The sequence below is a fragment of the Novosphingobium sp. LASN5T genome, from assembly GCF_003856955.1.
In the GTDB taxonomy this organism is placed as follows: Bacteria; Pseudomonadota; Alphaproteobacteria; order Sphingomonadales; family Sphingomonadaceae; genus Novosphingobium.
In genome coordinates, this window is record NZ_RQSI01000019.1 from 63,926 (window position 1) to 88,360 (window position 24,435).

General features: G+C 67.2%; 25 protein-coding genes. 15 read left to right on the forward strand and 10 right to left on the reverse strand.

From position 1 onward, the window contains the following. Positions 1-4 precede the first annotated feature (4 nt). The 3 genes from EH199_RS13845 to EH199_RS13855 all read left to right on the forward strand — a co-directional run bounded on the left by EH199_RS13845 (position 5) and on the right by EH199_RS13855 (position 1,711). Positions 5-502, forward strand: coding sequence for a disulfide bond formation protein B (locus EH199_RS13845; RefSeq protein ID WP_124809886.1), 498 nt, complete (start codon positions 5-7; stop codon positions 500-502). Beyond that, a complete protein-coding gene (locus tag EH199_RS13850; protein ID WP_190287269.1) occupies positions 499-1,011 on the forward strand; it encodes a demethoxyubiquinone hydroxylase family protein in 513 nt (170 codons plus the stop codon). Before EH199_RS13845 ends, EH199_RS13850 begins: the two co-directional genes overlap by 4 nt. A gap of 112 nt (positions 1,012-1,123) precedes the next feature. After that, positions 1,124-1,711 carry a hypothetical protein gene (locus EH199_RS13855; protein ID WP_124809887.1) on the forward strand — a complete coding sequence of 196 codons (588 nt, stop codon included), beginning with the start codon at positions 1,124-1,126 and terminating at the stop codon, positions 1,709-1,711. 45 nt (positions 1,712-1,756) lie between these two features. On the opposite strand, the gene fabI is transcribed toward EH199_RS13855, so the two are convergent. From fabI to EH199_RS13870, 3 genes are read right to left on the reverse strand one after another with little or no spacing between them, the layout of a single operon-like run. Continuing rightward, positions 1,757-2,560 (reverse strand): enoyl-ACP reductase FabI, encoded by an 804-nt coding sequence (gene fabI, locus EH199_RS13860; RefSeq protein ID WP_124809888.1) that lies wholly within the window; start codon positions 2,558-2,560, stop codon positions 1,757-1,759. Further along, complete coding sequence (locus tag EH199_RS13865; RefSeq protein WP_124809889.1) at positions 2,557-3,645, reverse strand: YihY/virulence factor BrkB family protein; 1,089 nt, start codon at positions 3,643-3,645, stop codon at positions 2,557-2,559. The genes fabI and EH199_RS13865 overlap by 4 nt, the downstream gene beginning before the upstream one ends. 6 nt (positions 3,646-3,651) lie before the next feature. Continuing rightward, the gene (locus EH199_RS13870) at positions 3,652-4,614 is read right to left on the reverse strand and encodes a DnaJ C-terminal domain-containing protein (protein ID WP_124809890.1); all 963 of its coding nucleotides are present in this window, start codon (positions 4,612-4,614) and stop codon (positions 3,652-3,654) included. Positions 4,615-4,814: 200 nt separating this feature from the next. On the opposite strand from EH199_RS13870, the gene pdxH reads away from it, so the two are divergent. Both pdxH and EH199_RS13880 read left to right on the forward strand, forming a co-directional pair. After that, positions 4,815-5,426, forward strand: coding sequence for a pyridoxamine 5'-phosphate oxidase (gene pdxH, locus EH199_RS13875; RefSeq protein ID WP_124809891.1), 612 nt, complete (start codon positions 4,815-4,817; stop codon positions 5,424-5,426). Between the two features lie 10 nt (positions 5,427-5,436). After that, positions 5,437-6,414 (forward strand): cation diffusion facilitator family transporter, encoded by a 978-nt coding sequence (locus EH199_RS13880; protein WP_124809892.1) that lies wholly within the window; start codon positions 5,437-5,439, stop codon positions 6,412-6,414. Here the strand turns inward: EH199_RS13880 and EH199_RS13885 are convergent. Continuing rightward, entirely contained in the window at positions 6,407-7,540 is a 1,134-nt protein-coding gene (locus EH199_RS13885) for a serine hydrolase (RefSeq protein WP_124809893.1), read from the reverse strand. The genes EH199_RS13880 and EH199_RS13885 overlap by 8 nt on opposite strands. 32 nt (positions 7,541-7,572) lie before the next feature. Here EH199_RS13885 and EH199_RS13890 point away from each other — a divergent pair, with 32 nt between their 5' ends. Beyond that, positions 7,573-7,977: a hypothetical protein gene (locus tag EH199_RS13890; protein ID WP_124809894.1), complete on the forward strand. Its 405-nt coding sequence runs from the start codon at positions 7,573-7,575 to the stop codon at positions 7,975-7,977. A gap of 12 nt (positions 7,978-7,989) precedes the next feature. On the opposite strand, the gene mnmA is transcribed toward EH199_RS13890, so the two are convergent. Further along, positions 7,990-9,147 (reverse strand): tRNA 2-thiouridine(34) synthase MnmA, encoded by a 1,158-nt coding sequence (gene mnmA, locus EH199_RS13895; protein WP_190287270.1) that lies wholly within the window; start codon positions 9,145-9,147, stop codon positions 7,990-7,992. A gap of 179 nt (positions 9,148-9,326) precedes the next feature. On the opposite strand from mnmA, the gene EH199_RS13900 reads away from it, so the two are divergent. The 6 genes from EH199_RS13900 to EH199_RS13925 all read left to right on the forward strand — a co-directional run bounded on the left by EH199_RS13900 (position 9,327) and on the right by EH199_RS13925 (position 16,677). Beyond that, complete coding sequence (locus tag EH199_RS13900; protein WP_124809896.1) at positions 9,327-9,662, forward strand: hypothetical protein; 336 nt, start codon at positions 9,327-9,329, stop codon at positions 9,660-9,662. Between the two features lie 15 nt (positions 9,663-9,677). Further along, positions 9,678-9,977 carry a DUF1153 domain-containing protein gene (locus tag EH199_RS13905; RefSeq protein ID WP_124809897.1) on the forward strand — a complete coding sequence of 100 codons (300 nt, stop codon included), beginning with the start codon at positions 9,678-9,680 and terminating at the stop codon, positions 9,975-9,977. A 365-nt stretch (positions 9,978-10,342) separates the two neighbouring features. After that, a complete protein-coding gene (locus EH199_RS13910; RefSeq protein ID WP_124809911.1) occupies positions 10,343-11,590 on the forward strand; it encodes an efflux RND transporter periplasmic adaptor subunit in 1,248 nt (415 codons plus the stop codon). Between the two features lie 16 nt (positions 11,591-11,606). Beyond that, on the forward strand, positions 11,607-14,798 hold the full coding sequence (locus EH199_RS13915; RefSeq protein WP_124809898.1) for an efflux RND transporter permease subunit: 3,192 nt from the start codon (positions 11,607-11,609) through the stop codon (positions 14,796-14,798). Positions 14,799-14,923: 125 nt separating this feature from the next. After that, complete coding sequence (locus EH199_RS13920) at positions 14,924-16,135, forward strand: DUF445 domain-containing protein (protein WP_223806676.1); 1,212 nt, start codon at positions 14,924-14,926, stop codon at positions 16,133-16,135. After that, positions 16,132-16,677, forward strand: coding sequence for a GNAT family N-acetyltransferase (locus EH199_RS13925; RefSeq protein WP_124809899.1), 546 nt, complete (start codon positions 16,132-16,134; stop codon positions 16,675-16,677). Before EH199_RS13920 ends, EH199_RS13925 begins: the two co-directional genes overlap by 4 nt. Before the next feature lie 222 nt (positions 16,678-16,899). On the opposite strand, the gene EH199_RS13930 is transcribed toward EH199_RS13925, so the two are convergent. Then, positions 16,900-17,346 carry a hypothetical protein gene (locus EH199_RS13930; RefSeq protein WP_124809900.1) on the reverse strand — a complete coding sequence of 149 codons (447 nt, stop codon included), beginning with the start codon at positions 17,344-17,346 and terminating at the stop codon, positions 16,900-16,902. A gap of 248 nt (positions 17,347-17,594) precedes the next feature. Between EH199_RS13930 and EH199_RS13935 the strand changes: the two genes are divergently transcribed. Next, on the forward strand, positions 17,595-18,881 hold the full coding sequence (locus tag EH199_RS13935; RefSeq protein WP_124809901.1) for an amidohydrolase family protein: 1,287 nt from the start codon (positions 17,595-17,597) through the stop codon (positions 18,879-18,881). A 45-nt stretch (positions 18,882-18,926) separates the two neighbouring features. Here EH199_RS13935 and EH199_RS13940 read toward each other — a convergent pair whose 3' ends face one another. Beyond that, positions 18,927-19,418, reverse strand: coding sequence for a GNAT family N-acetyltransferase (locus EH199_RS13940; RefSeq protein ID WP_124809902.1), 492 nt, complete (start codon positions 19,416-19,418; stop codon positions 18,927-18,929). Positions 19,419-19,492: 74 nt separating this feature from the next. Between EH199_RS13940 and EH199_RS13945 the strand changes: the two genes are divergently transcribed. Together EH199_RS13945 and EH199_RS13950 are read left to right on the forward strand one after the other, a co-directional pair. Continuing rightward, a complete protein-coding gene (locus EH199_RS13945; protein ID WP_124809903.1) occupies positions 19,493-20,458 on the forward strand; it encodes an isoaspartyl peptidase/L-asparaginase family protein in 966 nt (321 codons plus the stop codon). A gap of 131 nt (positions 20,459-20,589) precedes the next feature. Next, positions 20,590-21,039 carry a hypothetical protein gene (locus EH199_RS13950; RefSeq protein ID WP_223806672.1) on the forward strand — a complete coding sequence of 150 codons (450 nt, stop codon included), beginning with the start codon at positions 20,590-20,592 and terminating at the stop codon, positions 21,037-21,039. Between the two features lie 53 nt (positions 21,040-21,092). On the opposite strand, the gene EH199_RS13955 is transcribed toward EH199_RS13950, so the two are convergent. The 3 genes from EH199_RS13955 to EH199_RS13965 all read right to left on the reverse strand — a co-directional run. Further along, positions 21,093-22,304, reverse strand: a complete 1,212-nt coding sequence (locus tag EH199_RS13955; RefSeq protein ID WP_124809904.1) for an RDD family protein — start codon at positions 22,302-22,304, stop codon at positions 21,093-21,095. Next, positions 22,304-23,374, reverse strand: coding sequence for a stage II sporulation protein M (locus EH199_RS13960; protein WP_124809905.1), 1,071 nt, complete (start codon positions 23,372-23,374; stop codon positions 22,304-22,306). The genes EH199_RS13955 and EH199_RS13960 overlap by 1 nt, the downstream gene beginning before the upstream one ends. Before the next feature lie 10 nt (positions 23,375-23,384). Continuing rightward, positions 23,385-24,435, reverse strand: a 1,051-nt coding sequence (locus tag EH199_RS13965; RefSeq protein ID WP_148092155.1) for a DUF58 domain-containing protein, incomplete at its 5' end; no start/stop codon positions are given.

Below are 24,435 nucleotides of genomic sequence, written 5' to 3' on the forward strand. Positions count from 1 at the left end.
CACGATGACGTCGGTCCAGTCCCGCAACGCCGCCTATACCCTGGCGCTGCTGATCCCCGCCGCGCTGATGGGCGGGGCGCTGATCGCGCAGTTCGTGTTCGGCCTGCCCCCCTGCGAGATGTGCTGGTGGCAGCGCTATCCGCATATCGCCGCGATCGTCATGTCGCTGATCGCGCAAATGCAGCGCCGCACCGGCGGGGGCGACATGCTGGTCATGCTGGCTGCCGTCGCGATCGGCATCAGCGGGCTGATCGGCGCGTTCCACGCCGGCGTCGAATACGGCTGGTGGGAAGGCATCACCACGTGCTCCTCGCACAAGCTGGGCAACGATCCGCTGGCGGCGATCATGTCGGCGCCGGTGATCCGCTGCGATGTCGCGCCGTGGACGCTGTTCGGCGTGAGCCTGGCGGGCTACAACTTCCTGATTTCCATGGCCGGCGCGATCACGGTGTTCAGACTGCTGGGCCGCGCCCGTCGTTCCGCCGGAGGATTGCAGCCATGAGTGACAGGTTCGCCGCGATGATCCGGGTCGATCAGGCCGGCGAATACGGCGCCGTGCGCATCTATGCCGGGCAGATGGCGGTGATGGGCGATCGCGCGCCGCATTCGGCCGAAGTCGCGGCGATGGCGGCGCAGGAAGCCGATCACCGCAAGCGGTTCGACGCGCTGCTGGCACAACGCGGCGTGCGGCCGACGGCGCTCCAGCCGGTATGGTCGGTCGCCGGGTTCGCGCTGGGTGCGGCAACCGCGCTGATCGGGCCGGAAGCGGCTATGGCCTGCACCGCCGCCATCGAGACCGAGATCGACCGCCACTATACCGAACAGCTCGACGAACTGGGCGACGACGACCCGGAGCTGGCCGCGATGGTGCGCGAATTCCGCGACGACGAGCGCGAGCACCGCGATGCCGCGATCGCTGCCGGGGCCGAGCGCGCGCCGGGCTATCCGGTGCTGTTCCACGCCATCCGCTTCGGCTGCCGTGCGGCGATCGCGCTTTCGAAGCGGATCTGAGGGGCGAAACGGATCTGACGTATCTGATTGATTCAGGTCAGCGACGGGGCTTCATCTACCATTCAAGAGGGTGCGGCCCTATATCGGCACCAGACCCAGCTGGAGAGTCACGATGACGCGCTTCTTACCCCGGATCACCGCCCTGGCGCTGATCGCCACCGCCGGCATCGCGGCATCGCAGCCCGTCCTGGCGCAGGACGCGACATCGGGCGAGAAGGTCAACCAGCTGATCATCTATGGCGACGATCCCTGCCCGGCCTCCAACGCGGGCGAAATCACGGTCTGCGCGCGCAAGGACGAATCCGAACGCTTCCGCATTCCCGCGCCCTTGCGTGACAATCCCAACGCTGCGGCCAACCAGGGCTGGACAGAGCGTGTCCGGGCCTATGAAACGGTGGGCGCGGCCGGCGTGAACTCCTGCTCCCCGGTCGGATCGGGCGGGGCATCGGGCTGCGTCTCGCGCCTGATCAACGCCGCCTATGCCGAGAAGAAGCAATCGAGCGACGTGCAGTTCGGCCGGCTGATCGAGGAGGAGCGCGCCAAGCGCCTGCAGACGATCGACGCCGATACCGCCGCCGAACAGGCGCGGGTGGAAGTGCTGGAAAAGCAGTACGAGGAAAAGCTGGCCAAGGAACGCGCGGCCGAGGATGCCGCCGGCGCGGCGACACCGCCGCCGGCCATCACCCCGTCGCATCCCTGACGGACAGCCCCTCCTCCCGCTAACGAACGGAAGGGCGTCTCGTCATCAGCCCAGCGCGATGTCGGGCGCGTCTTCCTGCTTCATGCCGACCGTGTGGTAACCCGCGTCGACATGGTGGACTTCGCCGGTCACGCCCGAGGACAGGTCCGACAGAAAATAGAGCCCCGCCCCGCCGACGTCCTCGATCGTCACGTTCCGCCGCAGCGGCGAGTTCAGCTCGTTCCACTTGAGGATATAGCGGAAATCGCCGATCCCGCTGGCCGCCAGCGTCTTGATCGGACCGGCCGAGATCGCGTTGACGCGCACGCCCTGCGGCCCGCAATCGTTGGCGAGGTACTGCACGCTGGTTTCCAGCGCCGCCTTGGCCACGCCCATCACGTTGTAGTGCGGCACGACCTTTTCGGCGCCGTAATAGGTCAGCGTGAGGATCGATCCGCCTTCGGGCATCATCGCGATGGCGCGCTTGGTCACGGCGACGAGGCTGTAGGCCGAGATGTTCATCGTCGTCAGGAAATTGTCGAGCGAGGTATCATAATACCGGCCGCGCAACTCGTTCTTGTCCGAAAAGCCGATGGCATGGACCACGAAATCGATCGTCGGCCACCGCGCCTTCAGCGTTTCGAACGCGGCATCGAGCGCCGCCATGTCCGATACGTCGCATTCGATCAGGAAATCGCTGTCCAGGCTTGCCGCCAGCGGGCGGACGCGCTTTTCCAGCGCCTCGCCCGGATAGGAGAAGGCCAGTTCGGCACCTTGTTCACGCAGCTTGCGGGCGATCCCCCACGCCAGCGACTTGTCATTGGCAAGGCCCATGATCAGGCCCCGCTTTCCTTCCATCAGTCCGGTCATGCGCCCTCTTGCTCGATGCTCATCCGGCGCGCCCTGCGCGCGCGATCGTCAGCCTGCCCCACCACATCGCGCTCTTCGGGCGTTTCCGCGAGCGCAGCGTTGAGTTCGGCTCCTACCACCATCCCTAAGCCGACAAGCCAGAAAAAGAAAAGCGCGATCATCACGCCGGCAAGGCTTCCGTACGTTAGGTTGTAAGTGAAGAAATGGCGCAACACTCCCGGAAGCGCACCGGTGACCGCCAGCCACCACAGGCTGACGAGCAGCGCGCCGGGCCATTTGGGATAGCGCCGGCCCCGGTAAGCGCCGGGGGTCAGCGAGATGAACAGCAGCCACAGCGCCAGGAAGAAGATCACCGCCGGCACGAAGCGCGACAGCGACAGGCTGGCGATCCATCCGCTGAACTGCGGCATCCACGCCTCGATCGCCTGTTGCGCGGTGCCGATCGCCACTTGCGCGGCGATGGAGAGCAGGATCAGGATCACCGAGGCCACGATCAGTCCGGTGGACGCCAGGCGATAGCGCCAGAAGGCGTGCTCCCAGCGCGTGCCATAGGCGCGGCGCAGGATGTCGCGGATCGTTTCGACAAGGCTGCCCACCGTCCAAAGGCCGATCAGCCCGCCTACCCACAGCAGCCAGCCGGTGCGCATCTCCACCACGCTGCGCGCCACCGGATCGAGCGCTTCGGCCACCACCGGCGGCATCGCGATCAGCACGGTGTTGATCGCGGCGGCGCGCTGGCTGGCCTCGCCCAGCGCGGAAAAGATCGCCGCGCCGGTGATGAAGAACGGGAACAGTGCGATCAGCACCATGTAGGCGAAGTTGCCGGCGTGGATGAACCCGTCGTGATAGACGCCGGTCCACACCCGGCGGATCACTTCCAGCGCCCGCGCGTGGCGGGCGGGCGGCACGGGCGCCACAAAACCCTGCGCATCCGGGGGGAGCCGCAGGGCGGCGCGACGGCGGGCTTCGGGCGAAAGGTCGGGAACATCGATCAGCGGCGCGATCGGTGGTCCGGCCGGCGAGGATGCAGCCCGTTCCGTTCCGTCATCGCCCGGCCCGGGCGAAAGGCCGGATACGGGAGTCATGCCGTCTTAAACGCCCAGCTTACCGCGCGGGTTCCGGGTGTCCTGCCATCCTGCGAGCCGGGTCTGGAGATCGGCGCCCAGTTCGCTGTCGGCGGGCGGGAGGTCGATCTGCAGCGTCACCAGCTGATCGCCGCGCGTGCCGTCCTTGCGGGTAAAGCCCCTGCCCTTCAGCCGCAGCGTGCGTCCGCTGCTGCTGCCGGGCGCGACGGTGAGCATCACCGGGCCATCCACGGTCGGCACCTTCACCTTGCTGCCGTTGACCGCCTCGTCGAGCGTTACCGGCAGGTCGAGCCGGATGTTGTCACCATCGCGTTCGTAAAACGGGTGGCTGCCCACCTCGATCGTCACGATCGCGTCGCCGGCGCCACCGGGGCCTTGTTCGCCCTTGCCGGGAAGGCGCACCTGCTGGCCGCTTTCCACGCCCGCGGGCAGCTTGAGGTCGATGGTCTTGCCGTCCGACAGGGTGATGCGCTGGCTGGCCCGGCTGGCGGCGTCGGTGAAGGAAACCTGCAGCCGATAGCCGACATTCGCGCCCTTGGGCGGCGGGCCACGCCGCGCGCCGCCGAAGCCGCCGAAACCGCCACCGCCGCCGGGCTGACCGCCGCGCCCGCCGAACAGGCCCTCGAAAATGTCGCCGATGTCGATGCCCTCGGCACCGGCGCCCTCGAAGCCGCCCGAATGGCGATAGCCGTGCTGCGCTCCGCCAAAGCCGCCGCCCGCGCCGCCGAAGCCGAAGGGGCTTGTGGGATTGCCCTCCGCGTCGATCTCGCCCCGGTCGAACTGGGCACGCTTGTCCTTGTCGGACAGGAGGTCATAGGCCTGCGTCACCTCGGCAAACCGTTCGGCCGCCTCGGGATTGTCCTTGTTCCGGTCCGGATGGAGTTCCTTGGCAAGCTTGCGGTACGCGGATTTCACGTCCTTTTCGCTCGCGCTGCGGTTTACGCCAAGAATGGAATAGGGGTCTGCCATGGTTCCCTAGCTAGGTGCCGAAACGCCGCGCCGCAAGCGGCGCTTTCCTACTGCACGGGGGTAGGATAGGCGATGCCCATGAACCTTGATCCTCGTCATGGCTATCTCGCGCTTTGCCGGCCACACGACAGCCTGTCCGCGGCGGGCGGCCGTTTGCCTCTGAACCGTGTCAACTTTGTCAACTTCGTCAGGAAAATGCCGTGAAACCTGAACAAGCGCGCGATGCCATCCCCCATGCCGATCCGTTCGCCATCTTCGAGGAATGGTTCGCGCAGGCGCGGGCCAGTGAACCCAACGATCCCAACGCCATGGCGCTCGCCACCGCGACGCCGCAGGGCGTGCCGTCGGTGCGGATGGTGCTGCTGAAAGGGCATGGGCCGGCTGGCTTCGTGTTCTACACCAACTTCCACAGCCGCAAGGGCGGCGAGCTGGCGGCGAACCCGCACGTCGCGCTGCTGTTCCACTGGAAATCGCTGCGCCGGCAGATTCGCGTCGAAGGCACCATCACCGAAGTGACGGCGGCCGAGGCGGACGCCTATTTCGCCAGCCGGCATCCCGAATCGCGGCTGGGTTCGGCCGCCTCGGACCAGTCGCGCCCGCTGGATTCGCGGCAGACCTACCTTGACCGGGTGGACGCCCTGCGCGCGCAATACCCGGACGGAGAGGTCACGCGGCCGGCGCACTGGTCCGGCTATCGCGTGAAGCCCGCCACCATCGAGTTCTGGCAGGACCGCGACCATCGCCTGCACGAACGCCGCCGCTTCGTGACCGATGGCGCCGGCGGCTGGACCAGCACGCTGCTTTACCCGTAAAGCGAATGGCATGAGCGCGATCCCCTCCGATCTCAACCGGCGCGCGGCGATGGCTAGCATGGCCGTGGCGACGCTGCTGGCCGGCCTGAAGCTGTGGGCGGTGATCTCCACGCATTCGACCGCGATGCTGGGAAGCCTGGCCGATACCGGGCTGGACCTGGTGGCCAGCGCCGCCACGCTGCTGGGGGTATGGGTCGCGGCGCAGCCGGCCGATCACAACCACCGCTTCGGGCACGGCAAGGCCGAAGCGCTCGCGGCGATGTTCCAGGTCGTGCTGATCTCGATCTCGGCGCTGGGCCTAGCCTGGCGCGCGGTGGGGCAGTTCCTGGGCGGAGAGCGGGTGGCAGAGGCCGAATCGGGCGTGATCGTGTCGGTGGTGGCGATGGTGGCCACGGTGGCGCTGCTTGCCTATCAGCGACACGTGATCCGCCAGACCGGCAGCCTCGCGATCAGCACCGACAACGTCCACTACAAATCGGACCTGTTTCTCAACCTCGCGGTGATCGCCGCGCTCGTGCTCGATCATTACCTTGCGCTGGGCGGCGTCGACGCGGCTTTCGCGTTCGGCATCGCGCTGTGGCTGGGCTGGGGTGCGTGGGGCGCCTCGCAGGATGCGATCGAGCAGTTGATGGACCACGAATGGCCGCTCGAAAAGCGCGAGCGGTTCCTCGAGGTCGTCGCCCAGCACCCCGAATTGAAGGGCCTGCACGATCTGCGCACGCGCACCAGCGGCGATCGCGATTTCGTGCAGTTCCATGTCTGGGTCGATGGCAAGATGACCGTGACCGAGGCGCACCGCGTGATGGACGAGATCGAGGAAAAGCTGATGGAGGCCTTCCCCGGCGTGGAAGTGCTGATCCATCCCGATCCCGAAGGTCTGGTGAACGAGGCGCCGCTGGGTGCCCGGGATCTTCTCGCGCCCGGCCCGGACGGGGAAAGCCCGGCGCTGGCGGTGCAGGGCGCGCCCGCCGGGGAACCTGCTACCTGAACGTGTCGACGATGTCGGCGAGGTGGCCCGTCACCGCGCCCAGCTTGTCGTCGGGCGTCTTGCCGAGACGCACGACCACCAGCTTGCGGCTGGGTGAGACCAGCACGTACTGGCCCAGGTGGCCGATGCAGGCGAACAGGTCCTTCGGGCCGCGATCGGGGAACAGCGCGGGCCGGTCCTTGCCGCTGGGCGTGCGGTTCAGCCAGATCTGCGCGCCGTATTGCGCCTGCCGCGGCGATGGCGTGGTCATGAAATCGATCCACTGGCGCGGGATGATCTGTGCGCCGCGCACCGATCCCTTGTTGCGCAGGAACTCGCCGAACCGCATCCAGTCGCGCGCCGTGCCGTGGATCAGCGATCCGCCGATCAGCGTGCCCGCCGCGTCGAATTCCGGCAGCATCGAGCGCATTCCGGCCGGTTCGAACAGGCGCGTGCGCAAGTATTCGGCCACGGCGCGGCGGCGGTGCTCGGCATCGGGCACGGGCGCCAGCGCGCGCGCGGCGAGATCGGACAGGATCACGCTGGTCGCGGTCGAATAGCGGAAGGTCTTGCCCGGTTCGCTGTCGAGCGGCTGGTCCTCGGCATAGCGCGCCATGTCGTCGCGCCCGTCGAGGAACAGCATCCGCACCTCGTCGGATTCATAGACGGGATCGCCCGCCTCGACATGCTTGAGCCCCGATCGCATCTGCAGCAGCTGCCGCAGCGTGATCTCGCCACGCGGATCGCCGGGACGCTGCCACGCGGGGACGGGCGCCGATTCGTTGAGCCGCAGCCGCCCGTCCGAGACCAGCATCCCGATCATCACCCCGGTGATCGACTTGGCCATCGACCAGCTCACGAAGCGGGTGTTCTCGTGGTAGCCAGGGGCATAGCGTTCCGCCACGATCCGCCCGCCGCGCATGACGATCACCGCGCGGGTCTCCGCAGCCGCCTCGTCGGTGAACAGCGCGTCGACCGCGCGGGCCAGGCCTTCGCGATTCGTCCCCGGGTCTTCGACCACCGCCTTCATCGCGGCGTCCGACAGCGGCGGAGGCGGCGGTGCGGGCGCGTCTCCGGACCTGCCGCAGCCGATCAAGGCTGGCAGAAGCAGCAGGGGGAGGATATGGGACAAGCGCGGGCGGGCCATGGCGCCAGTCCTTTCCTCCAGATGGCCCGGACATGGCAACCGCAAACGCATCTTCTTCCGCAAAGTCTGACCGGAATGGATCGAACCCGGACGGCTCCCCGGCCAACGGCGCGCCACCGCGCGGGCGGCGGCGCTGGCGTCTGGTCCTGCCGGTCGTGGCGCTGCTGGTGGCCGTCTTCGCCTATTTCTGGCCGGCGCTTCACGGCTACGCGATCACCGGCGCATCCTACGGCGCGCGCGTCGGCTGCTCGTGCCGCTATGTCGGCGGGCGCACGCTCAGCGATTGCCGGAAAGATTTCGAGGCGGGCATGGCAATGATCACGCTGTCGGAAGACCCGCAGGCGCGCAGCGTTACCGCGCGTTTCCCGCTGCTGGCCCGGCAAACCGCGACATACCGTGAGGGATCGGGCTGCGTGCTCCAGCCCTGGAACGACTGATCCGGGAGCGGATCAGGCCGCGTCCTGCCAGCGGCCGGTTTCCGCGATCCAGCCGCCGCCGATCACGCGATCCCCGGCATAGAGCACTGCCGCCTGCCCCGGCGCCACGCCGTATTCCGGCTGCAGGAAACGGATGGCGGTTTCCGCGCCATCCCCGAACGGGCCTTCGAGCACGACCGGCACCGGCTTGGCCAGCGACCGCACCTTGGCGGTTAGCGGCGTATCCTGCGGCAGGGCGCCGATGCGGTTGGTCTCGATGATTCGCGCCTGGCCCACGGCCAGCATGGCTTTCGGCCCCACCAGCACGCGCCGGTGCGGCGCGTCGAGCGCGGTGACATAGAGCGGTTCGGGCTGGCCGCCGATCTCCAGCCCGCGCCGCTGGCCGACCGTATAGTGGATGATGCCGCGGTGCTGGCCGAGCACTTCACCGGTGGCAGCATGGACGATCTCGCCCGGCGCGTCGCCTTCGGGGCGCACCGAACGCACGACGCGCGCGTAATCGCCATCGGGAACGAAGCAGATGTCCTGGCTGTCGGGCTTGGCCGCCACGCCCAGGCCAAGGTCGGCGGCGATCCGGCGCGTCTCGGTCTTGGGCAGGCCGCCCAGCGGAAAGCGCAGGAAGGCGAGCTGTTCTTCCGTGGTGCCATAGAGGAAATAGCTCTGGTCGCGCGCGGGATCGAGCGCGCGGTGCAGTTCCGGCCCGGCCGCGCCGGCCACGCGGCGCACGTAGTGCCCCGTGGCCAGGCAATCCGCGCCGAGTTCGCGCGCCATGCGCAGCAGGTCGGTGAATTTCGGCCCCATGTTGCAACGGATGCAGGGAATCGGCGTGCGGCCGGCCAGGTAATCGTCGGCGAATCGTTCGACCACTTCCTCGCGAAAGCTCGATTCGTGGTCGAACACATAATGCGCGATGCCCAGCCGGTCGGCCACGGCACGGGCATCGCGGATGTCGTCGCCCGCGCAGCAGGCGCCCTTGCGCCCCGTGGCGGCGCCGTAATCGTAGAGTTGAAGCGTCACCCCGATCACTTCGGCGCCGCTGGCGGCGGCGAGGCCCGCTACGACCGAGCTGTCCACGCCGCCCGACATCGCCACGACGATCCGCCGCGCGCTCAATGGCTGCGGCAGATCGAAAAATGTAGCGTAATCGTAAACGGAGGAAAGACTGGCCATGCGCCGTCCCATAAGCACATTTGCGGAGGGAATGCAGGAAAAATGCGCAATTCCCGGCCTTGCCCCGCTGGTGCGCCGGACGATGGAAGCAATTAATTGCCGCCAGAATGGCTATTCCTAACTCTTGGTAAAGGCGGCCTTTACCGTCCCTTATGACTGCCCGGGCTAGAGACCCGCTCATGGAAATGGGATTCAACGATATCCGGCCACCGGGTGATTCGTGCCTCGTCGAAAGCGGGGGGCAGGGCGAACGCCTGCGTCCGCTCGGCTGGCACGAACTGTGCGCGCGTCTCGTCGCGGCGCAGGATCTGCGCAAGGCGGTGAAACAGGCGTTGCCGGGCAGCACCACGCTGCAAGGCGGCGCGAGCTTTCACGGGCTTGCCGCACGGCTCCTGACGGGCGGCGAAAATGTTGAAACTCCCGTTAACCCAACCCGTTCAACGAATGGCAAAGCGGAAGGAGGAACATTGCCGGCGAAGCAAACGCCGCCCTCCCCCCCTGTCGAGCCGAGCTGATCGACGAGTATTGCCATGATCGAGAACCAGAAAATCAGACCGGCGCAAGTTATCGGACCTCTCGGCGAACCGCTGACGGTCGATAGCCTGCCGCCTCCCAACACCAAGCGCTGGGTCGTCCGGCGCAAGGCCGAAGTCGTGGCCGCCGTCAATGGCGGGCTGCTGACGATCGACGAAGTGTGCGAACGCTATAGCCTGACGATCGAGGAATTCGCCTCGTGGCAGCGGGCGGTCGACCGCTCCGGCATGCAGGGCCTGCGCGTGACGCGCATCCAGCACTACCGCGATTTGTACGAGCGCCAGCTCAAGTACTGACGCTTTTTTACCGGTTATCCACGGGCAGCCGCTCCTGTTTTCAGGAGCGGCTGTTTCCGTTTGGGCAATGCCGGTCCCGAAACGGACCGCGCGCGCTCAGCTGCCGGGATCACGAATACCTACCCGGACGACCACCTTCGCCCGGCCGGACCGGTCCAGAACGGCGCAATGCCTTCAAGGGCATGGATCGTTCTTCGTCGAGCCAGAATTGCCACTCGTCGTTTCGACGTCTATTGCCATGAACAAAGGTGCCAAGCTTGCGCAGAAGGCCTGCTTGCAGCCACTGCCATACACGTATAATACACCTTGGTTTGAAGGAAGGGGCAGGTCTCCCCGGCCACCGTGGAGACCGACGCGTGAAAACGATGAACTACGAAACCAGCATCAGTGCGGACATGAACGACGCCGGCCGGCAGGCGGATGCCGCCCATGCGGGTGTCGCGTCGGGTTACATGGAAGTCGGGCGGACCGGCGGCGGATGGTCGCGCGGCCGCGTGCTGCTGGTCGTGGCACTCGTCCTGCTCGCGCTGGGCGGCGCCTACTACCTCAAGCACCGCAACGCGGCAGCGACCGCAAGCGCGGAGCAGGGCGGGGCGCAGGCGCAGACGGTCACGGTCATCACGCCCGGCATGACCTCGGTGCAGGGCACCATCGTCGCCAGCGGCACGATCGCCGCGCGGCGCGAGATGCCCGTCGGCGTCGCTGGCGAAGGCGGCAAGGTGGCGAGCGTGCTGGTCGACGCCGGCGACTGGGTGCAAGCCGGGCAGGTCCTGGCCGTGATCGACCGTTCGGTGCAGGCGCAGCAGATCGAAAGCCAGGCGGCCAACGTGGAAGTGGCCGCAGCCAACGCCCGGATCGCCCAGTCCAATCTCGATCGCGCGCTCAAGCTGGTGGACAAGGGCTTCATTTCCAAGGCCGATGTCGATCGCCTGACCGCCACGCGCGATTCGGCCACGGCGCAAGTGCGCGTGGCGCAGGCCACGCTGGGGCAGTTGCGCGCCAGCACCGCCCGGCTCAACATCGTGGCGCCCGAAGCGGGCCTGGTGCTGACTCGCGGCCTGGAGCCGGGGCAGGTGGTCAGCAGCGGCAGCGGCGTGCTGTTCCGCATCGCCAAGGGTGGCGAACTGGAAATGCAGGCGCGTCTGGCCGAAGCCGACATGGCGAAGCTGTCCGTTGGCGTCAGCGCGGACGTGACCCCGGTGGGCACGGCCACGCCGTTCACCGGCCAGATCTGGCAGTTGGCGCCAACCATCGACGCGACCACGCGCGAAGGCATCGCCCGGATCGCGCTGCCGTACAACGATGCGCTGCGGCCCGGCGGTTTCGCCAGCGCGACGATTCGCAGTGGCACCGTCACCGCACCGATGCTGCCCGAATCGGCGATCCTCAACGATCAGAACGGCGCCTTCGTCTATGTCGTGAACAAGGATGACAAGGTGGAACGCCGCCCCGTGAAGGTCGGCGACGTGACGGCGGCCGGCATCGTCGTGCGCGAAGGGCTGAACGGCAGCGAACGCATCGTGCTGCGCGCGGGCGGCTTCCTCAATCCGGGTGACAAGGTGCGCCCGGTGGCGGGCGGGAAAACGGCAGCCAAGCCGGCCACCGGCCACTGATCCGGAGCCCGGCGCCATGAACTTCCGCAATATCTCGGCTTGGTCCATCCGCAACCCGGTGGTCCCGATCGTCCTGTTCCTGGGGCTGACGCTGGCCGGGCTGGTTTCGTTCATGGGCATGAAGGTCCAGAACAATCCGGACATCGAGTTCCCGATGGTGATCGTCGAGATCTCGCAACCGGGCGCGGCGCCGACCGAAATCGAGAACCAGATCACCCAGAAGGTCGAATCCAGCGTCCGCACGATCGCCGGTGTGGATACGATCACCTCGACGGCATCCGAAGGCAGCAGCCAGACGATGGTCCAGTTCAAGATCGGCACCGACATCAACGCGGCCGTCAGCGAGGTGAAGAACAAGGTCGACCAGGTGCGCGGCGAACTGCCCGACGGCATTCTGGAACCGTCGGTGTTCAAGGCGGAAACCTCGTCCGATCCGATCGCCTATTTCGCGGTTTCGGCCGACGACATGACGATCGAGCAGCTTTCGTGGTTCATCGACGATACCGTGGCCAAGCGGCTGCTGGCGCTGCCGGGCATGGCGGAAGTGGCGCGCGCGGGCGGCGTCAACCGCGAAATCGCGGTCACGCTCGATCCGATGCGGATGAAGTCGCTGGGCGTTACCGCCAACCAGATCAACGCCACGCTGCGCCAGGTCAACCTGAACGCCGCCGGCGGCAAGGCGGAAGTGGCCGGCGCGCGCCAATCCGTGCGCGTGCTGGGCAATGCGCGGTCGGCCTTCGACCTCTCGCAGACGCAGATCGCGCTGAGCGGCGGGCGCACCGTGAAGCTGGCCGACGTGGCCGACGTGCGCGACAGCTACAGCGAAATCACCTCCATCGCGAAGTTCAACGGCAAGCCCGTCGTCACGTTCAGCATCGCGCGCGCGCGTGGCGAATCCGACGTCAGCGTCTATGACGAAACGGTCAAGGAACTGGCCAAGCTGCAGGCGGAACAGGGCAACAAGGTCCGCTTCCAGCAGCTGTTCAGCAGCGTGGGCTACACCAAGGACGAATACCGCACGTCGATGTCGTCGATGGTGGAAGGCGCGGTGCTGGCGGTCATCGTGGTGTTCTTCTTCCTGCGCGATTGGCGCGCGACGATCGTTTCGGCGATCGCCATCCCGCTGTCCGCCATCCCCACGTTCTGGGTGATGAGCCTGATGGGCTTCACGCTGAACACCATGTCGCTGCTGGCGTTGGGCCTGGTCGCGGGCGTGCTGGTGGACGATGCGATCGTGGAGATCGAGAACATCGTCCGGCACATCCGCATGGGCAAATCCGCTTATCAGGCCTCGATCGACGCGGCGGACGAGATCGGGCTGGCCGTGCTGGCCACGACGTTCTCGATCGTCGCGGTGTTCTTCCCGGTGGCGCTGATGCCGGGCGTTTCCGGCCAGTTCTTCAAGAACTTCGGCATGACCGTAGTGGTGGCGGTGCTGTTCAGCCTGCTGGTGGCGCGCATGATCACGCCGATGGTCGCGGCCTATTTCCTGAAAGCGCACGGCCATGCCGAACATGGTGGCGGGCCGTGGATGGACCGCTACATGAAGATCCTGACCTGGTCGCTCGATACGTCGCGCGTGCAGGCCTACCTCGCCTCGGTTCGCGCGCGGGGCATCCGCCCCGGTTTCCGCCACTGGACCATGGCCCGCCTGCGCGATCATCGCCTGTGGATGATGGGCATCGGCTTTGCCGCGCTGCTGCTGACCGGCGTGATGTTCATGGTGATCCCGCAGCAGTTCTTCCCCGATACCGACAACGATTTCAGCACGATCACCATCGACATGGTGCCCGGCACCACGATCGAGCAGACCGAACAGAAGGTGGACGAGGTGCTGGCGCTGGTGAAGGACCAGCCCGACCTGGGCGTGGCGCTGGAGCGCATCCGCGAAGGCAACGGCCGCGTGTTCCTCAACTGGAAGAAGGACCGCAAGGAAAGCAGCCTCGTCCTCGAGCGCAAGCTGACGCCGGTGCTGCAGCAGGTTTCCGACGCGCGCGTCAACTTCCAGTCGCAGAACGGTGGCGGCCCCGGCGGCGGATCGGGTCGGCCGATCAGCGTGATGCTGTCCGGCTCCGATCCCGAACTGCTGCAGAAGACCGCACAGACGCTGGTCGAACAGATGAGCGGGTTGAAGGAAGTGGTCGCGCCGCGGATCAGCGCGGACCTGCGCCGTCCCGAAATCGTGATCACGCCGCACATGGACCTTGCCGCCTCGCTGGGCGTGACCACCCAGGCGCTGAGCCAGGTGATCCGCATCGCCACGCAGGGCGAAATCGACCAGAACAGCGCCAAGTTCTCGCTGTCCGACCGGCAGGTGCCGATCCGGGTGAAGCTGCCGGTCCTGTCGCGCCGCGATCTGTCGACGTACGAGAACCTGCCAGTGCCCACCGCGTCCGGCGGATCGGTGCCGCTGGCCCGCGTGGCGACGATCTCGTTCGGGTCCGGCCCCACCACGATCCAGCGCTACAACCAGAACCGCCGCGTCTTCGTTGGCGCGGACCTGCCGCCAGGCGTGGTCAAGGGCACGGCCGACAAGGCGATCAAGAACCTGCCGATCATGCGCAACCTGCCGCAGGGCGTGTCCAACGCGCCCGCCGGGGAGGACCGCTGGCAGCAGGAAATGCTGAACAACTTCTTCGTCGCGCTGGCGGCGGGCGTGCTGCTGGTGTTCTCGGTGCTGGTGCTGCTCTACCGCCGCTTCATCTCGCCGCTGGTCAACATGGGCTCGCTGTTCCTGGCGCCGCTGGGCGGGCTGCTGCTGTTGCTGGTGCTGGGGCAATCGCAATCGCTGCCGGTGTTCATCGGCATCCTGATGCTGTTCGGCATCGTCGCCAAGAACTCGATCCTGCTGATCGACTTCGCGATCGAGGAAATGGAAGCCGGCACGCCCAAGCTGGCGGCGATCCTCGAAGCCGGGCACAAGCGCGCGCAGCCGATCGTGATGACCACGGTGGCGATGGTGGCGGGCATGGTGCCCACCGCGATTTCGCTGGGCGGCGATGGTGGCTGGCGCGCGCCGATGGGCACGGTGGTGATCGGCGGGCTGACGCTGTCGACGCTGCTTACGCTGCTGATCGTGCCGGCGGGCTTCAGCCTGGCCGACGGCGTCGAGAAGCGCATCGGCCCGTGGCTGGGCCGGCGCGTGCTCACGTACGATCCGCATGATCCCCGGCACAAAACCGCCGACGGAGCGTTACCGGCCGAGTGACGGATTTCTCCGACGATCCGGCGGGGAGGGCGATGCCCTCCCGCGCCTCTTCCCGGACCCGCACGGCCGCGCGCCTGAAAGGGACACTTCTTCCCGATGATCGGGCCGATGACCGGGCACGCCGGCTGCGCTTGTTCGCGACCGGCCTGCTGCTCGTCATGGCCGTGCTGTTTTTCCTCGCCCGCCAGGCCGAACAAGGCGGCGGACCGCCCGCGTGGGGCTTCCTGCGCGCCTTTGCCGAGGCGGCGATGGTCGGCGGGTTGGCCGACTGGTTCGCGGTGACGGCGCTGTTCCGGCATCCGCTGGGGCTGCCGATTCCGCACACCGCGATCATCCCGGAAAACAAGGACCGCCTGGCCGATTCGATGGCGGCGTTCCTGCGCGAAAACTTCCTGACCCCGCAGGTGGTGGCGCGGCGGCTTGCCGGCATGAACGCGGCGGCCATGGCGGGCGGCTTCCTGGCCGATCCGCGCGGCGGAGAGGGCCGGGTGCGCGCGGGCGCGGCCAATCTGGTGGCCGACGTGCTGGAATCGCTCGATCAGGAAAAGCTGGGCGGCCTCGCCAAGGGCGCCTTGCGCGGCCAGATCGCGAAGTTCGATCTGGCGCCGCTGCTGGGGCAACTGCTGGGCGCGATGATCGCCGATGGCCGGCATATGCCGGTGATCGAGGGGCTGGCGCGCCGCGCCGCGCTGGCGCTGGAAGCGAACGAGGAACTTGTCCGCACCATGATTCACGATCGCGCCAACACGATCCTGCGGTGGACCGGGCTGGACGAACGGCTGGCCAACGGGATTCTCGATGGCCTGTACAAGCTGCTGGCGGAAACCGTGGTAATGCCCGACCATCCGCTGCGCCGGAAGATCGAGGAAGGGCTGGAACAACTGGCGCACGATCTGGTGCACGACGAGGCGATGCGGGCGCGGGTGGAGCGGATGAAGGAAGAAGTGCTGGCCAATCCCGCCTTTGCCGCCTGGCTCGATGCCGTGTGGGAACGCGGGCGCGCCGGCCTGCTGAAGGCGGTGCGCCAGCCTGATGGCGTCCTCTCGGGCCAGTTTGGCGCCAGCCTGGGCGAGCTGGGCCGGGCGCTCCAGCACGACGCGCGGCTGCAACTGCTGGTCAACCGCTTCGCCCGGCGCACGCTGGTGGGCGTGGCAACGCGCTATGGCGGGCAGATCGTGCGGCTGGTATCGGAAACGGTGCGCCGCTGGGATGCGCGCACCGTGACCGACCGGATCGAGGGCGCGGTCGGCCGCGATCTCCAGTTCATCCGCATCAACGGCACGCTGGTGGGCGGGCTGGTCGGTGTTTCGATCCATGCCGTGGACGTGCTGCTATGAACGACGACGAACCCTTCCTGCTGACCGAACGCCTGGCCTTGTGGAGGCCGCGCGCGTCCGACCGGGCCGAACTGTTCGCGATGGTCGCGCCGCCCGAAGTCCGGCGCTTCCTGGGCGATCGCCCGACGAGCGAGGCGGACGAGTTCGCACGGCTGATCCGCAACGCCGGAAGCTGGGCGCTCTATGGCTACGGCACGTTCATCTGCCGCGATCGGACAGACGGCCGGCTGGTGGCGCTGTGCGGCCTGTTCCATTCGTGGCGCGGCTTCGGCAAGGGGCTGGACGACGCGATCGAGGCGGGCTGGATCGTGGCGCAGCCGGATTGGGGCAAGGGCATCGCCGGCGAGGCCATGCGCGCGGCGATCGCCTGGTTCGACGCCGCTATCGGCCCGCGCCGGATCGCCTGCATGATCGAGGAGGGCAACGACGCCTCGCTCGCGCTCGCCGCCCGGCTGGGCTTCGTGCGCTATGCCGTGGAGGACATGGGCGAGGAACGCCCGCTCATCCTGCTGGAACGGCTGCCGGAAGGCGCTGCGTCCTAGGCGTCTGTCTGGATGTGAGGTCATCCCGGGCTTCTGGCATACGAAACCCCGTTCGTCCTGAGCTTGTCGAAGGACGCGTGCGGTGCTGGCCTTACGCGGCAAACCGCCCCAAGATCAACCGGATCGCGCGTCCTTCGACAAGCTCAGGACGAACGGAGGCTGTCCCCTTCTATCCTATTGCCGATCGGAGCGGCCATTTCGGACACGACACCGTGGTAGACGCTAATTTTTCGGTCCACTAACCGTCGTCGTTCGGATCAATAAGGCTTCGATATCATCCAGTTCATTGCGAAATTGGGTGTGCATGGGGTCAGTTGCGCAAGCCTTCAGTGGATCAAGAAGTCGATCATCGACCTCCCTTATAAGTTCACTCATTGATTTCTCTCCGCGCCTCACGGTCACAGCCGGATTGTATCGAAACTGTGTACAGCCAAGAGAAGCAGCGATATTAATTCTATCAGTGTAGAATTGCAGATATAGGTAAGGTTCGACTTCTCGATGCTCCGCTATGCAATAGGTCTTTTCCGTTTCGAGACCGCTGCAACCCACCCGCCATCCGTTGATGTTGAAGGTGGGCATGTAAATCAGGAGATCGCGGTGGGCCAAAACTGTAGACGACGGGAGAAGAGTACTGATTCCAGTAAGAACAATAGCCAGCGCGTGTTTCATTTCTACCACTCCTACTTCGCCGGACGACACGCTGAGCCCAAAGAGTTCACAACGAGTAAAATGCGAACGGTGAAAGGCGCGACAATGTCTGTTTCCCCGCCCTCCCCGCCATACCTCCCCTGAACTTCCCGGAAGAAACCAGACCGTCAAACCGCGCCGAACGCCCCCACCCCGCCTAAATCGTTGCATCTGCAACCGGAGTCCGCCAGTCTTCGTGCGGGACCGCGCTGGAGACGGGAAAAATTGGCATGAAACAGGGTTTTGCAGCGCTGGCCGCGCTCGTGCTGGCGCAGGCCGTGGCGCCGGGCGCGGCGCGGGCGGAGACGGTCTATGTCCGCGCCGGGCGGCTGGTCGATACCGAGAAGGGCGCCGTGCTGCCCGCGCGCCTGATCCGCGTGGACGACGGCCGCGTTGTGTCCGTGACGGCGGACGGGCCGGTTCCGCAGGGCGCGACCGTGGTCGACTGGTCGGCCTATACCGTGCTGCCGGGCCTGATCGACATGCACGTTCACCTTGCCGATCTGGAGCAGAGCGAGAACGTGGCCGAACCGCTGCTGCACGCGCCGATGGAAATCGCCTATATCGGCGCGCGCAACGCCCGGCGCACGCTGCTGGCCGGCTTCACCAGCGTCCACGATGTCGGCTGTTTCCGCGCCTTCGCCGATGTCGAGCTGCGCAACGCGATCAACCGGGGCGACGTGATCGGCCCGCGCATGAGCGCCGTCGGCGCCTATGTCACCATCCCCGGCGGCGGCGGCGAGGTGACCGGCTTCGCGCCCGACGTGAAAGTGCCCGATGACATGCGCGCGGGCGTGGTCACCGATGCCGCGAACACCGTGGAGAAGGTCAACTACCTGTTCCAGCACGGCGTGGATTCGATCAAGCTGATCGCCACCGGCGCGGTGCTGGCGCAAGGCACCGAACCCGGCCAGCAGGAACTGACCGAGGAAGAGATGCATGCCGCCGTGACCACCGCCGCCTCGCGCGGATCGTGGGTGACGGCGCACGCGCACGGTGCGGAAGGCATCAAGTCCGCCATCCGCGCGGGCGTGAAATCGATCGAGCACGCCTCGCTGATCGATGATGAGGGCATCGCGCTGGCCAAGGCGAAGGGCGTGTTCCTCGACATGGACATCTACAACGGCGATTTCATCAACGATTACGGCAAGGCCCACGGCTGGCCGGCGGACATGCTGCGCAAGAACGTGGACACCACCGACGCGCAGCGCGAAGGGTTCCGCAAGGCGGTGAAGGCCGGGGTGAAGCTGACTTTCGGCACCGACGCGGGCGTCTATCCCCACGGCCTGAACGCGCGCCAGTTCAAGTACATGGTCCGCTACGGCATGACGCCGATGCAGGCGATCCAGTCCGCCACCACGGTGTCGGCGGACCTGCTCGGCTGGTCGAAGGACGTCGGCGCGCTGTCCCCCGGCCATTTCGGCGACATGATCGCGGTGAGCGGCGATCCGCTGGCCGACATCACCGTGCTCGAAAACGTGCAGCACGTGATGAAGGGCGGCGACGTGGTGAAATGAGGCGCTGAAGCAGGCGCTGAAGCAGGCCCTGAATCAGGCCCTGAATCAGGCGCGGCCGGACAGGTCCAGCGTCAGGCACTGGCTGAAATCGTCGATCACGTAATCGGCAAAGGCGGGGCACGACACGAAGCCATGCTTGCGATAGAGCCCGACCGCGGGGTGGAACGGTTCGGTGCGCCCGGTTTCGAGGCTGACGCGGGCGTAACCCCGGCGCCGGGCCTCGGCCAGGAGATGCACCAGCATCGCCTCGCCCACCCCGTGCCCGCGCCATTCCGGGGCGGCGCGCATCGATTTCAGCTCGCCATGATCGTCCGACAGATGCCGCAGGGCGCAGATGCCGGCGATGCCTTCCCCGATCCACGCCGACCAGAAGGTGACGTCCGGCCGGCGCAGCGTCGTCACCGGCAGGGCGTGGACCTTGTCCGCCGGCGAATGCCGCTGCATGTCGGCCAGATGGTACGCGACCAGGGCCTGTACCTCCTCGCCGGACAGCGTGTCCTCGACGAAGCGCAATGCGGTGATGTCGTGCCGGCCCATGCCCGTTCTCTTGTCCGTGACTGTTTTTCAGGGACATGCTGCCCCATCCGGTTTCATCTGCTATCGCTTCCAGCATGACCGAGACAAGCGAAACACGCGCGGATTCCGCTCTGCGCTGGAGCATTGCGATTCACGGCGGCGCGGGATCGATGCGCCCCGAGACCATGGACGAGGCCGCGCGGGCAGCGCACGAGGCGGGGTTGCGCGCCGCGCTCGATGCCGGCCGGGCGGTGCTGGCGGCGGGTGGCACCGCGCTGGATGCGGTGGCCGCGGCGGTGGCCGTGCTGGAGGACGATCCGCTGTTCAACGCCGGGCGTGGATCGGTGTTCACCTATAACGGCATCAACGAGCTGGACGCGGCGGTGATGGACGGGACGACGCGCCAGGCCGGCGCGGTGGCGGGCGTCACCCACGTCCGCAACCCGGTACGGCTGGCGCGCGCGGTGATGGACCACAGCCCGCACGTGCTGCTGGCGGGGGCCGGGGCCGAGGAATTCGCGCGCGAACAGGGGATCGAACTGGTCGATCCCGACTGGTTCGCGACCGAGGAACGCTGGCGGCAGTTGCAGGAGCTGAAGGCGAAGAAGCTGGGCTGGTTCGACGATGGCTTGAAGTATGGCACGGTCGGCGCCGTGGCCTGCGACAGCCATGGACACGTGGCGGCGGCGACATCGACCGGGGGGCTGACCGGCAAGCGCTGGAACCGCATCGGCGATTCGCCGGTGATCGGCGCGGGAACCTATGCCGACGATCGCGCGGGCGCGGTCAGTTGCACCGGATCGGGCGAACAGTTCATCCGCGCCGGCGTGGCGCACGAAATCTGCGCGCGGATGCGGCTGGCGGGCGAAAGCGCGCAAGGCGCGGCCGACGCGGTGCTGGCCGAAGTGGGCACTATGCGCGGCGTCGGCGGCGTGATCGTGGTGACCCCTGCGGGCGAAACCGTGTTCGCCTTCACCACCCCTGGCATGTTCCGCGGCCGTGCCGACCACGCGGGGCTCTACGAGACCGCGATTTTCGGGATGGCGGGCAGCAAGGATTGATTGACTCCGTTTCGGACCGGGCGCAGCTTTCGTGACGCCATGGGGCCGAGAGAATAACGGGAAGCCCGACACCACGGCATGGTCCACGCGGGGAGGGGACGCCCGCGTTTTTCATGTGTGGAGATCCTGAAATGAAAAGCGTTCGTTCTGCCGTGCTTGCCGCGGCTGCTGCTGTTGCCGTGATGGCCCCTGCGTGGGCGCGGGCCGAAGACTATCCGCTCAAACCCGCCGAATATGTCGAGGTGGCGCTGATTTCGGTCGATGACGGGCATGACCTTGAATACGCCACGCATCTCGCCAACATGTGGCGCAAGTCGCAGGACTACGCGCTCAAGCAGGGCTGGATCAGCGGCTACGAAATCCTCAGCAACGAATTCAAGCGTCCGGGCGAGGCGGACTACTACCTGCTCACGCGCTTCCCCGCGCTGCCCGATGCCGCGGAATCGACCCGCCGGCAGGAGGCCTATACCGCATACATGCAGATGAACGAATCGCAGATGCAGGCCGCGTCCGGGGATCGCGCCAAGTACCGTCGCCAGATGGGGTCGGAACTCCTGCGCCGCTGGGTCTGGACCAAGTAGAACGTGACATCGGCGGCTTCGCAACCGGCTTGTTCCGGGCGCGAAGCCGCTGGTTACCGCACACCCGAAACCACGCTCCGCCCCAGCTTTTCGCGCAGCTGGGCGTAATAGGCCTCCAGGAACGGACGGGCATCGGCCGCGTCCACCTCCCGCCCGATCTTGCCGCCGATGCGCGTGGCGACATCGCCCAGCGTTTCCGGATCATCGGCGCGCAGCACCTGCTCCAGCACGTCGAGTTGCTGTTCGCCGTAGTACGAAAGCTCGGTGGCGGAGAAGCGCCACGCCGATGACGTCGCCTGCCGGGCATCGGGCACGAACTTGTCGGCCTTGCGCTGGCCGAAGCGCATGCCCCGCTCCAGCCTTTCGCGCAATTGCGTGTAATAGGCCTCGAGGAAGGCGCGCTCGTCGCCCGATCCCGCGCTCCAGCCGATCTTGGCGCAGATCGTGGCGGCGACTTCGGCCAGCGCCTCCTCGCGCCCGTCGCGCAGTACGCGCTCCAGCACCTGCAGCTCGTATTCGCCATAGACCGCCAGTTCCGCCTCGCCAAAGCGATAGGCGGCGCCGGTGAGCGTGCTTTGCCCGCGTGCGCCGTCGCCCAGCGACATGGCCTTTTCCAGCTTGCGGCGGGGGGCATCGACCACCCAGGTGCCGGCGATGACATCGCCGCAGCGCAGGGCATCGCGGTTGAAGAAGGGAAACAGCACGAAGATCGCGAACCACACTACCCCGGCCCAGCCCGCTTCCTCGGTATCCGCGCCGCTGGACCAGGCCGAGGCGAAGAACACCAGCGGCATGAACAGCTCGATATCGCGCACCAGATTGCGCGCGATCACCGCTTCCGTGGTCAGCCGTCCACCATCTCGCGCGGCGATGCGCAGGCCGCAGATGCGCTTGCCCGGCGTGGCCCCGCGCGGCCCGAGTTCGAAGAACAGGAAATAGGCGTTGCGATAGAGGAACATCGCGATGATCCACGCGATCTCCAGCGCCTGTCGGGCATGGGCAACAGGGGTGTTCTGGTCCAGGCGGTTACCCCCGAAGCCGCCCGCCACCCATACCAGCAGTAGCGTGGTGCCTACCATCGAGCCGACGATGAACAACAGATCAAGCAGCAGCGCCGAGGCGCGCGCGGCGCGCGATCCGATCGCGAAGGACAGCGCGACGCCTTCGGGCGTCACCACCCGGCGCAGACGCTTGTCCGTCGCTGGCCCGGAACGCGGCGCCCGGCGCCCGTCTGCGGTTTTCCGTTTCCACGGCAGGCGCGCCATCACTGGCCCTCCGCCGTCACGCGGCCGCGCCGCCAGACAAAGAAATAGCCGCACCAGAACACCAGCATGAACCCGCCCAGCGCCAGCCGGGTGGAGGTGATGTCGACAAGCTGGCGCGCGAAGCCTTCGAGCAGCGCGGCGACGATCAGCATGAACACCACGCCGGCCATCACCTGCGCCGCGCGGCGGCCGGCCGCAGCCGCCGCTTCCAGCACTGTCGCGTCGCCGGGAAAGGCCATCGCGCGGCCGATGTGTATCCCCGCGCCGCCCGCCAGCAGGATCGCGAACAACTCCGTCGTGCCATGCACCGACAGCCAGCCGATCAGGTCCAGCGTCAGCCCCTGCCCATGGTAGAGCCACAACAGCGCGCCAAGCATGGTAGTGTTGTGGACCAGCAGCATGATCGACGGCAGGCCGAAAGCGAAGCCCAGCGCAAACGCCAGGATCGAGACTTGTGCGTTATTGTTGAACAGGAAGGCGGCGAACACGCTCATCCCGTTTTCCTTCTGGTGGCCGAACAGCGTGCCGTGCAGCACTTCGCGGCTGGCGCCCGGCACGCGCTCGTCGGCGAAGTTCGCGCTTACCAGCGAGTAATACCAGTCGGGATTGGAGGAGACGAGCAGCCAACCCACCACCGTTCCCGCGACCATAGCGGCCAGCGCGATCAGCAGGTCGATCCAGATCGCCCGTACGGCCGCGCCCCAGCCGCCGCCCAGGAAGCGGCGGAACCAGCCCCACAGGGTCGTGCGCGGGCCATAGACCAGAAACCAGGCGCGCTGCGTCAGCGCTTCGAGGTAGGACAGCGTGGCGCGATCGAGCGAGGTTTCGCGCGCGATCGAAAGGCTGGAGGCGGCGGTGCGGTACAGCACCGGCAGCGCCAGCAGATCCTCGTCGGAAATGCCGCGCAGCCGGCCCTTCTCCATGCGGGTGACGATCGCTTCCAGCCGCTTCCATTCCGCCTCGCGCTCCAGCCGGAAGCGGTCGGACCGCAGCGCCGCCTCGCTGGCGGCGGCGGCCTGCTCCTCGGTCTTCGAGAACCAGCCGGTGACGCGTTGGGCCAACGTGCTCATAAGCGCCTGCTCATCCGATGCTTCCCTGCCGCTTGACCGCGAGATAGGCGTCCAGCAACCGCACCCCGATCCGGTCGTGCGGCGCTTCCACCACGCGCACGCCCAGGTGGCGCAGGCGTTGCAGCACCAGCGCGCGCTGGCGGGCGAGCGCCCTGGCGGTGACCGCCATCGCCACCGCCTGCATGTCGAGCGCGGGCGCAGCGACGATCTCGGCAAGCTCGGCATCGGCCATGACCACGAACATCACGATATGGCGTTCGACCAGCCGGCCGACGTTCTCGATCATCAGTTCGGCGCTGGTGGGATCGGTGAAATCGGAAAACAGCACGATCAGCGAACGGCGCTGGAGCCGCGCGGAAAGCTGCGACAGCGCCAGCGTGAAGTTCGGCTCCTCCGCGTGGTAATCCAGCGTGGCGGCGGCGTGCTGGAGCCGGACGAAATCGCGCGAATGGGTGACGAAAGGCGTCAGCACCTGCGGCCGTGCCGCGAAGCCATAGAGCGCCACGCGATCCTGCGCCTTCAGCGCCACATAGGCGGTGGTGAGCGCGGCGGTGACGGCGCGATCGATGCGCGGCAGCCCGGCGACGGGCTCGCACATCGTCTGCCCGCAATCGAAGGCGAACACGATCTGGTTGTTGCGTTCGACCTCGTATTCCTTGGCGAACAGCCGGGCGTGGCGGGCGGAGCTTTTCCAGTCGATCCGCCGCCGGTCCATGCCCGGTTCGTACTCGGCCAGCGCCTCGAAATCGGTGCCTTCGCCGCGAATGCGCCGGGCGATCATGCCGAACTGGGCATCGCGCAGGAAGATCTGGAGCGCGGGGCTGCGCACCGGGGCGATGTTCGGCCGCACGCGGACCAGCGCGTCGCTGTCCACGCGGACCTGCCGGTGGGCAAGGCCGAGCGGGCCGGACCAGCGCAGCCAGAACCGCCCGATCGCCCCGGTTCCGCGCCGGTTGGGCGTGAGCATGGCATCCCCGCGCCAGCCGTCGGCGCTCGCCGCCAGCGGCAGCACCAGCCGCCCGCCGGGATGCAGCCGGGGATCGACGGCCAGCGCGGCCTGC

Excerpts from the sequence above, each read along its gene's own strand:
- EH199_RS13845 (WP_124809886.1), top strand. The coding sequence starts at position 5 with ATGACGTCGGTCCAGTCCCGCAACGCCGCCTATACCCTGGCGCTGCTG.
- EH199_RS13850 (WP_190287269.1), top strand. The coding sequence starts at position 499 with ATGAGTGACAGGTTCGCCGCGATGATCCGGGTCGATCAGGCCGGCGAA.
- EH199_RS13855 (WP_124809887.1), top strand. The coding sequence starts at position 1,124 with ATGACGCGCTTCTTACCCCGGATCACCGCCCTGGCGCTGATCGCCACC.
- fabI (WP_124809888.1), bottom strand. The coding sequence starts at position 2,560 with ATGACCGGACTGATGGAAGGAAAGCGGGGCCTGATCATGGGCCTTGCC.
- EH199_RS13865 (WP_124809889.1), bottom strand. The coding sequence starts at position 3,645 with ATGACTCCCGTATCCGGCCTTTCGCCCGGGCCGGGCGATGACGGAACG.
- EH199_RS13870 (WP_124809890.1), bottom strand. The coding sequence starts at position 4,614 with ATGGCAGACCCCTATTCCATTCTTGGCGTAAACCGCAGCGCGAGCGAA.
- EH199_RS13880 (WP_124809892.1), top strand. The coding sequence starts at position 5,437 with ATGAGCGCGATCCCCTCCGATCTCAACCGGCGCGCGGCGATGGCTAGC.
- EH199_RS13885 (WP_124809893.1), bottom strand. The coding sequence starts at position 7,540 with ATGGCCCGCCCGCGCTTGTCCCATATCCTCCCCCTGCTGCTTCTGCCA.
- EH199_RS13890 (WP_124809894.1), top strand. The coding sequence starts at position 7,573 with ATGGCAACCGCAAACGCATCTTCTTCCGCAAAGTCTGACCGGAATGGA.
- mnmA (WP_190287270.1), bottom strand. The coding sequence starts at position 9,147 with ATGGCCAGTCTTTCCTCCGTTTACGATTACGCTACATTTTTCGATCTG.
- EH199_RS13900 (WP_124809896.1), top strand. The coding sequence starts at position 9,327 with ATGGAAATGGGATTCAACGATATCCGGCCACCGGGTGATTCGTGCCTC.
- EH199_RS13905 (WP_124809897.1), top strand. The coding sequence starts at position 9,678 with ATGATCGAGAACCAGAAAATCAGACCGGCGCAAGTTATCGGACCTCTC.
- EH199_RS13910 (WP_124809911.1), top strand. The coding sequence starts at position 10,343 with ATGAACTACGAAACCAGCATCAGTGCGGACATGAACGACGCCGGCCGG.
- EH199_RS13915 (WP_124809898.1), top strand. The coding sequence starts at position 11,607 with ATGAACTTCCGCAATATCTCGGCTTGGTCCATCCGCAACCCGGTGGTC.
- EH199_RS13925 (WP_124809899.1), top strand. The coding sequence starts at position 16,132 with ATGAACGACGACGAACCCTTCCTGCTGACCGAACGCCTGGCCTTGTGG.
- EH199_RS13930 (WP_124809900.1), bottom strand. The coding sequence starts at position 17,346 with ATGAAACACGCGCTGGCTATTGTTCTTACTGGAATCAGTACTCTTCTC.
- EH199_RS13935 (WP_124809901.1), top strand. The coding sequence starts at position 17,595 with ATGAAACAGGGTTTTGCAGCGCTGGCCGCGCTCGTGCTGGCGCAGGCC.
- EH199_RS13940 (WP_124809902.1), bottom strand. The coding sequence starts at position 19,418 with ATGGGCCGGCACGACATCACCGCATTGCGCTTCGTCGAGGACACGCTG.
- EH199_RS13945 (WP_124809903.1), top strand. The coding sequence starts at position 19,493 with ATGACCGAGACAAGCGAAACACGCGCGGATTCCGCTCTGCGCTGGAGC.
- EH199_RS13950 (WP_223806672.1), top strand. The coding sequence starts at position 20,590 with ATGAAAAGCGTTCGTTCTGCCGTGCTTGCCGCGGCTGCTGCTGTTGCC.
- EH199_RS13955 (WP_124809904.1), bottom strand. The coding sequence starts at position 22,304 with ATGGCGCGCCTGCCGTGGAAACGGAAAACCGCAGACGGGCGCCGGGCG.
- EH199_RS13960 (WP_124809905.1), bottom strand. The coding sequence starts at position 23,374 with ATGAGCACGTTGGCCCAACGCGTCACCGGCTGGTTCTCGAAGACCGAG.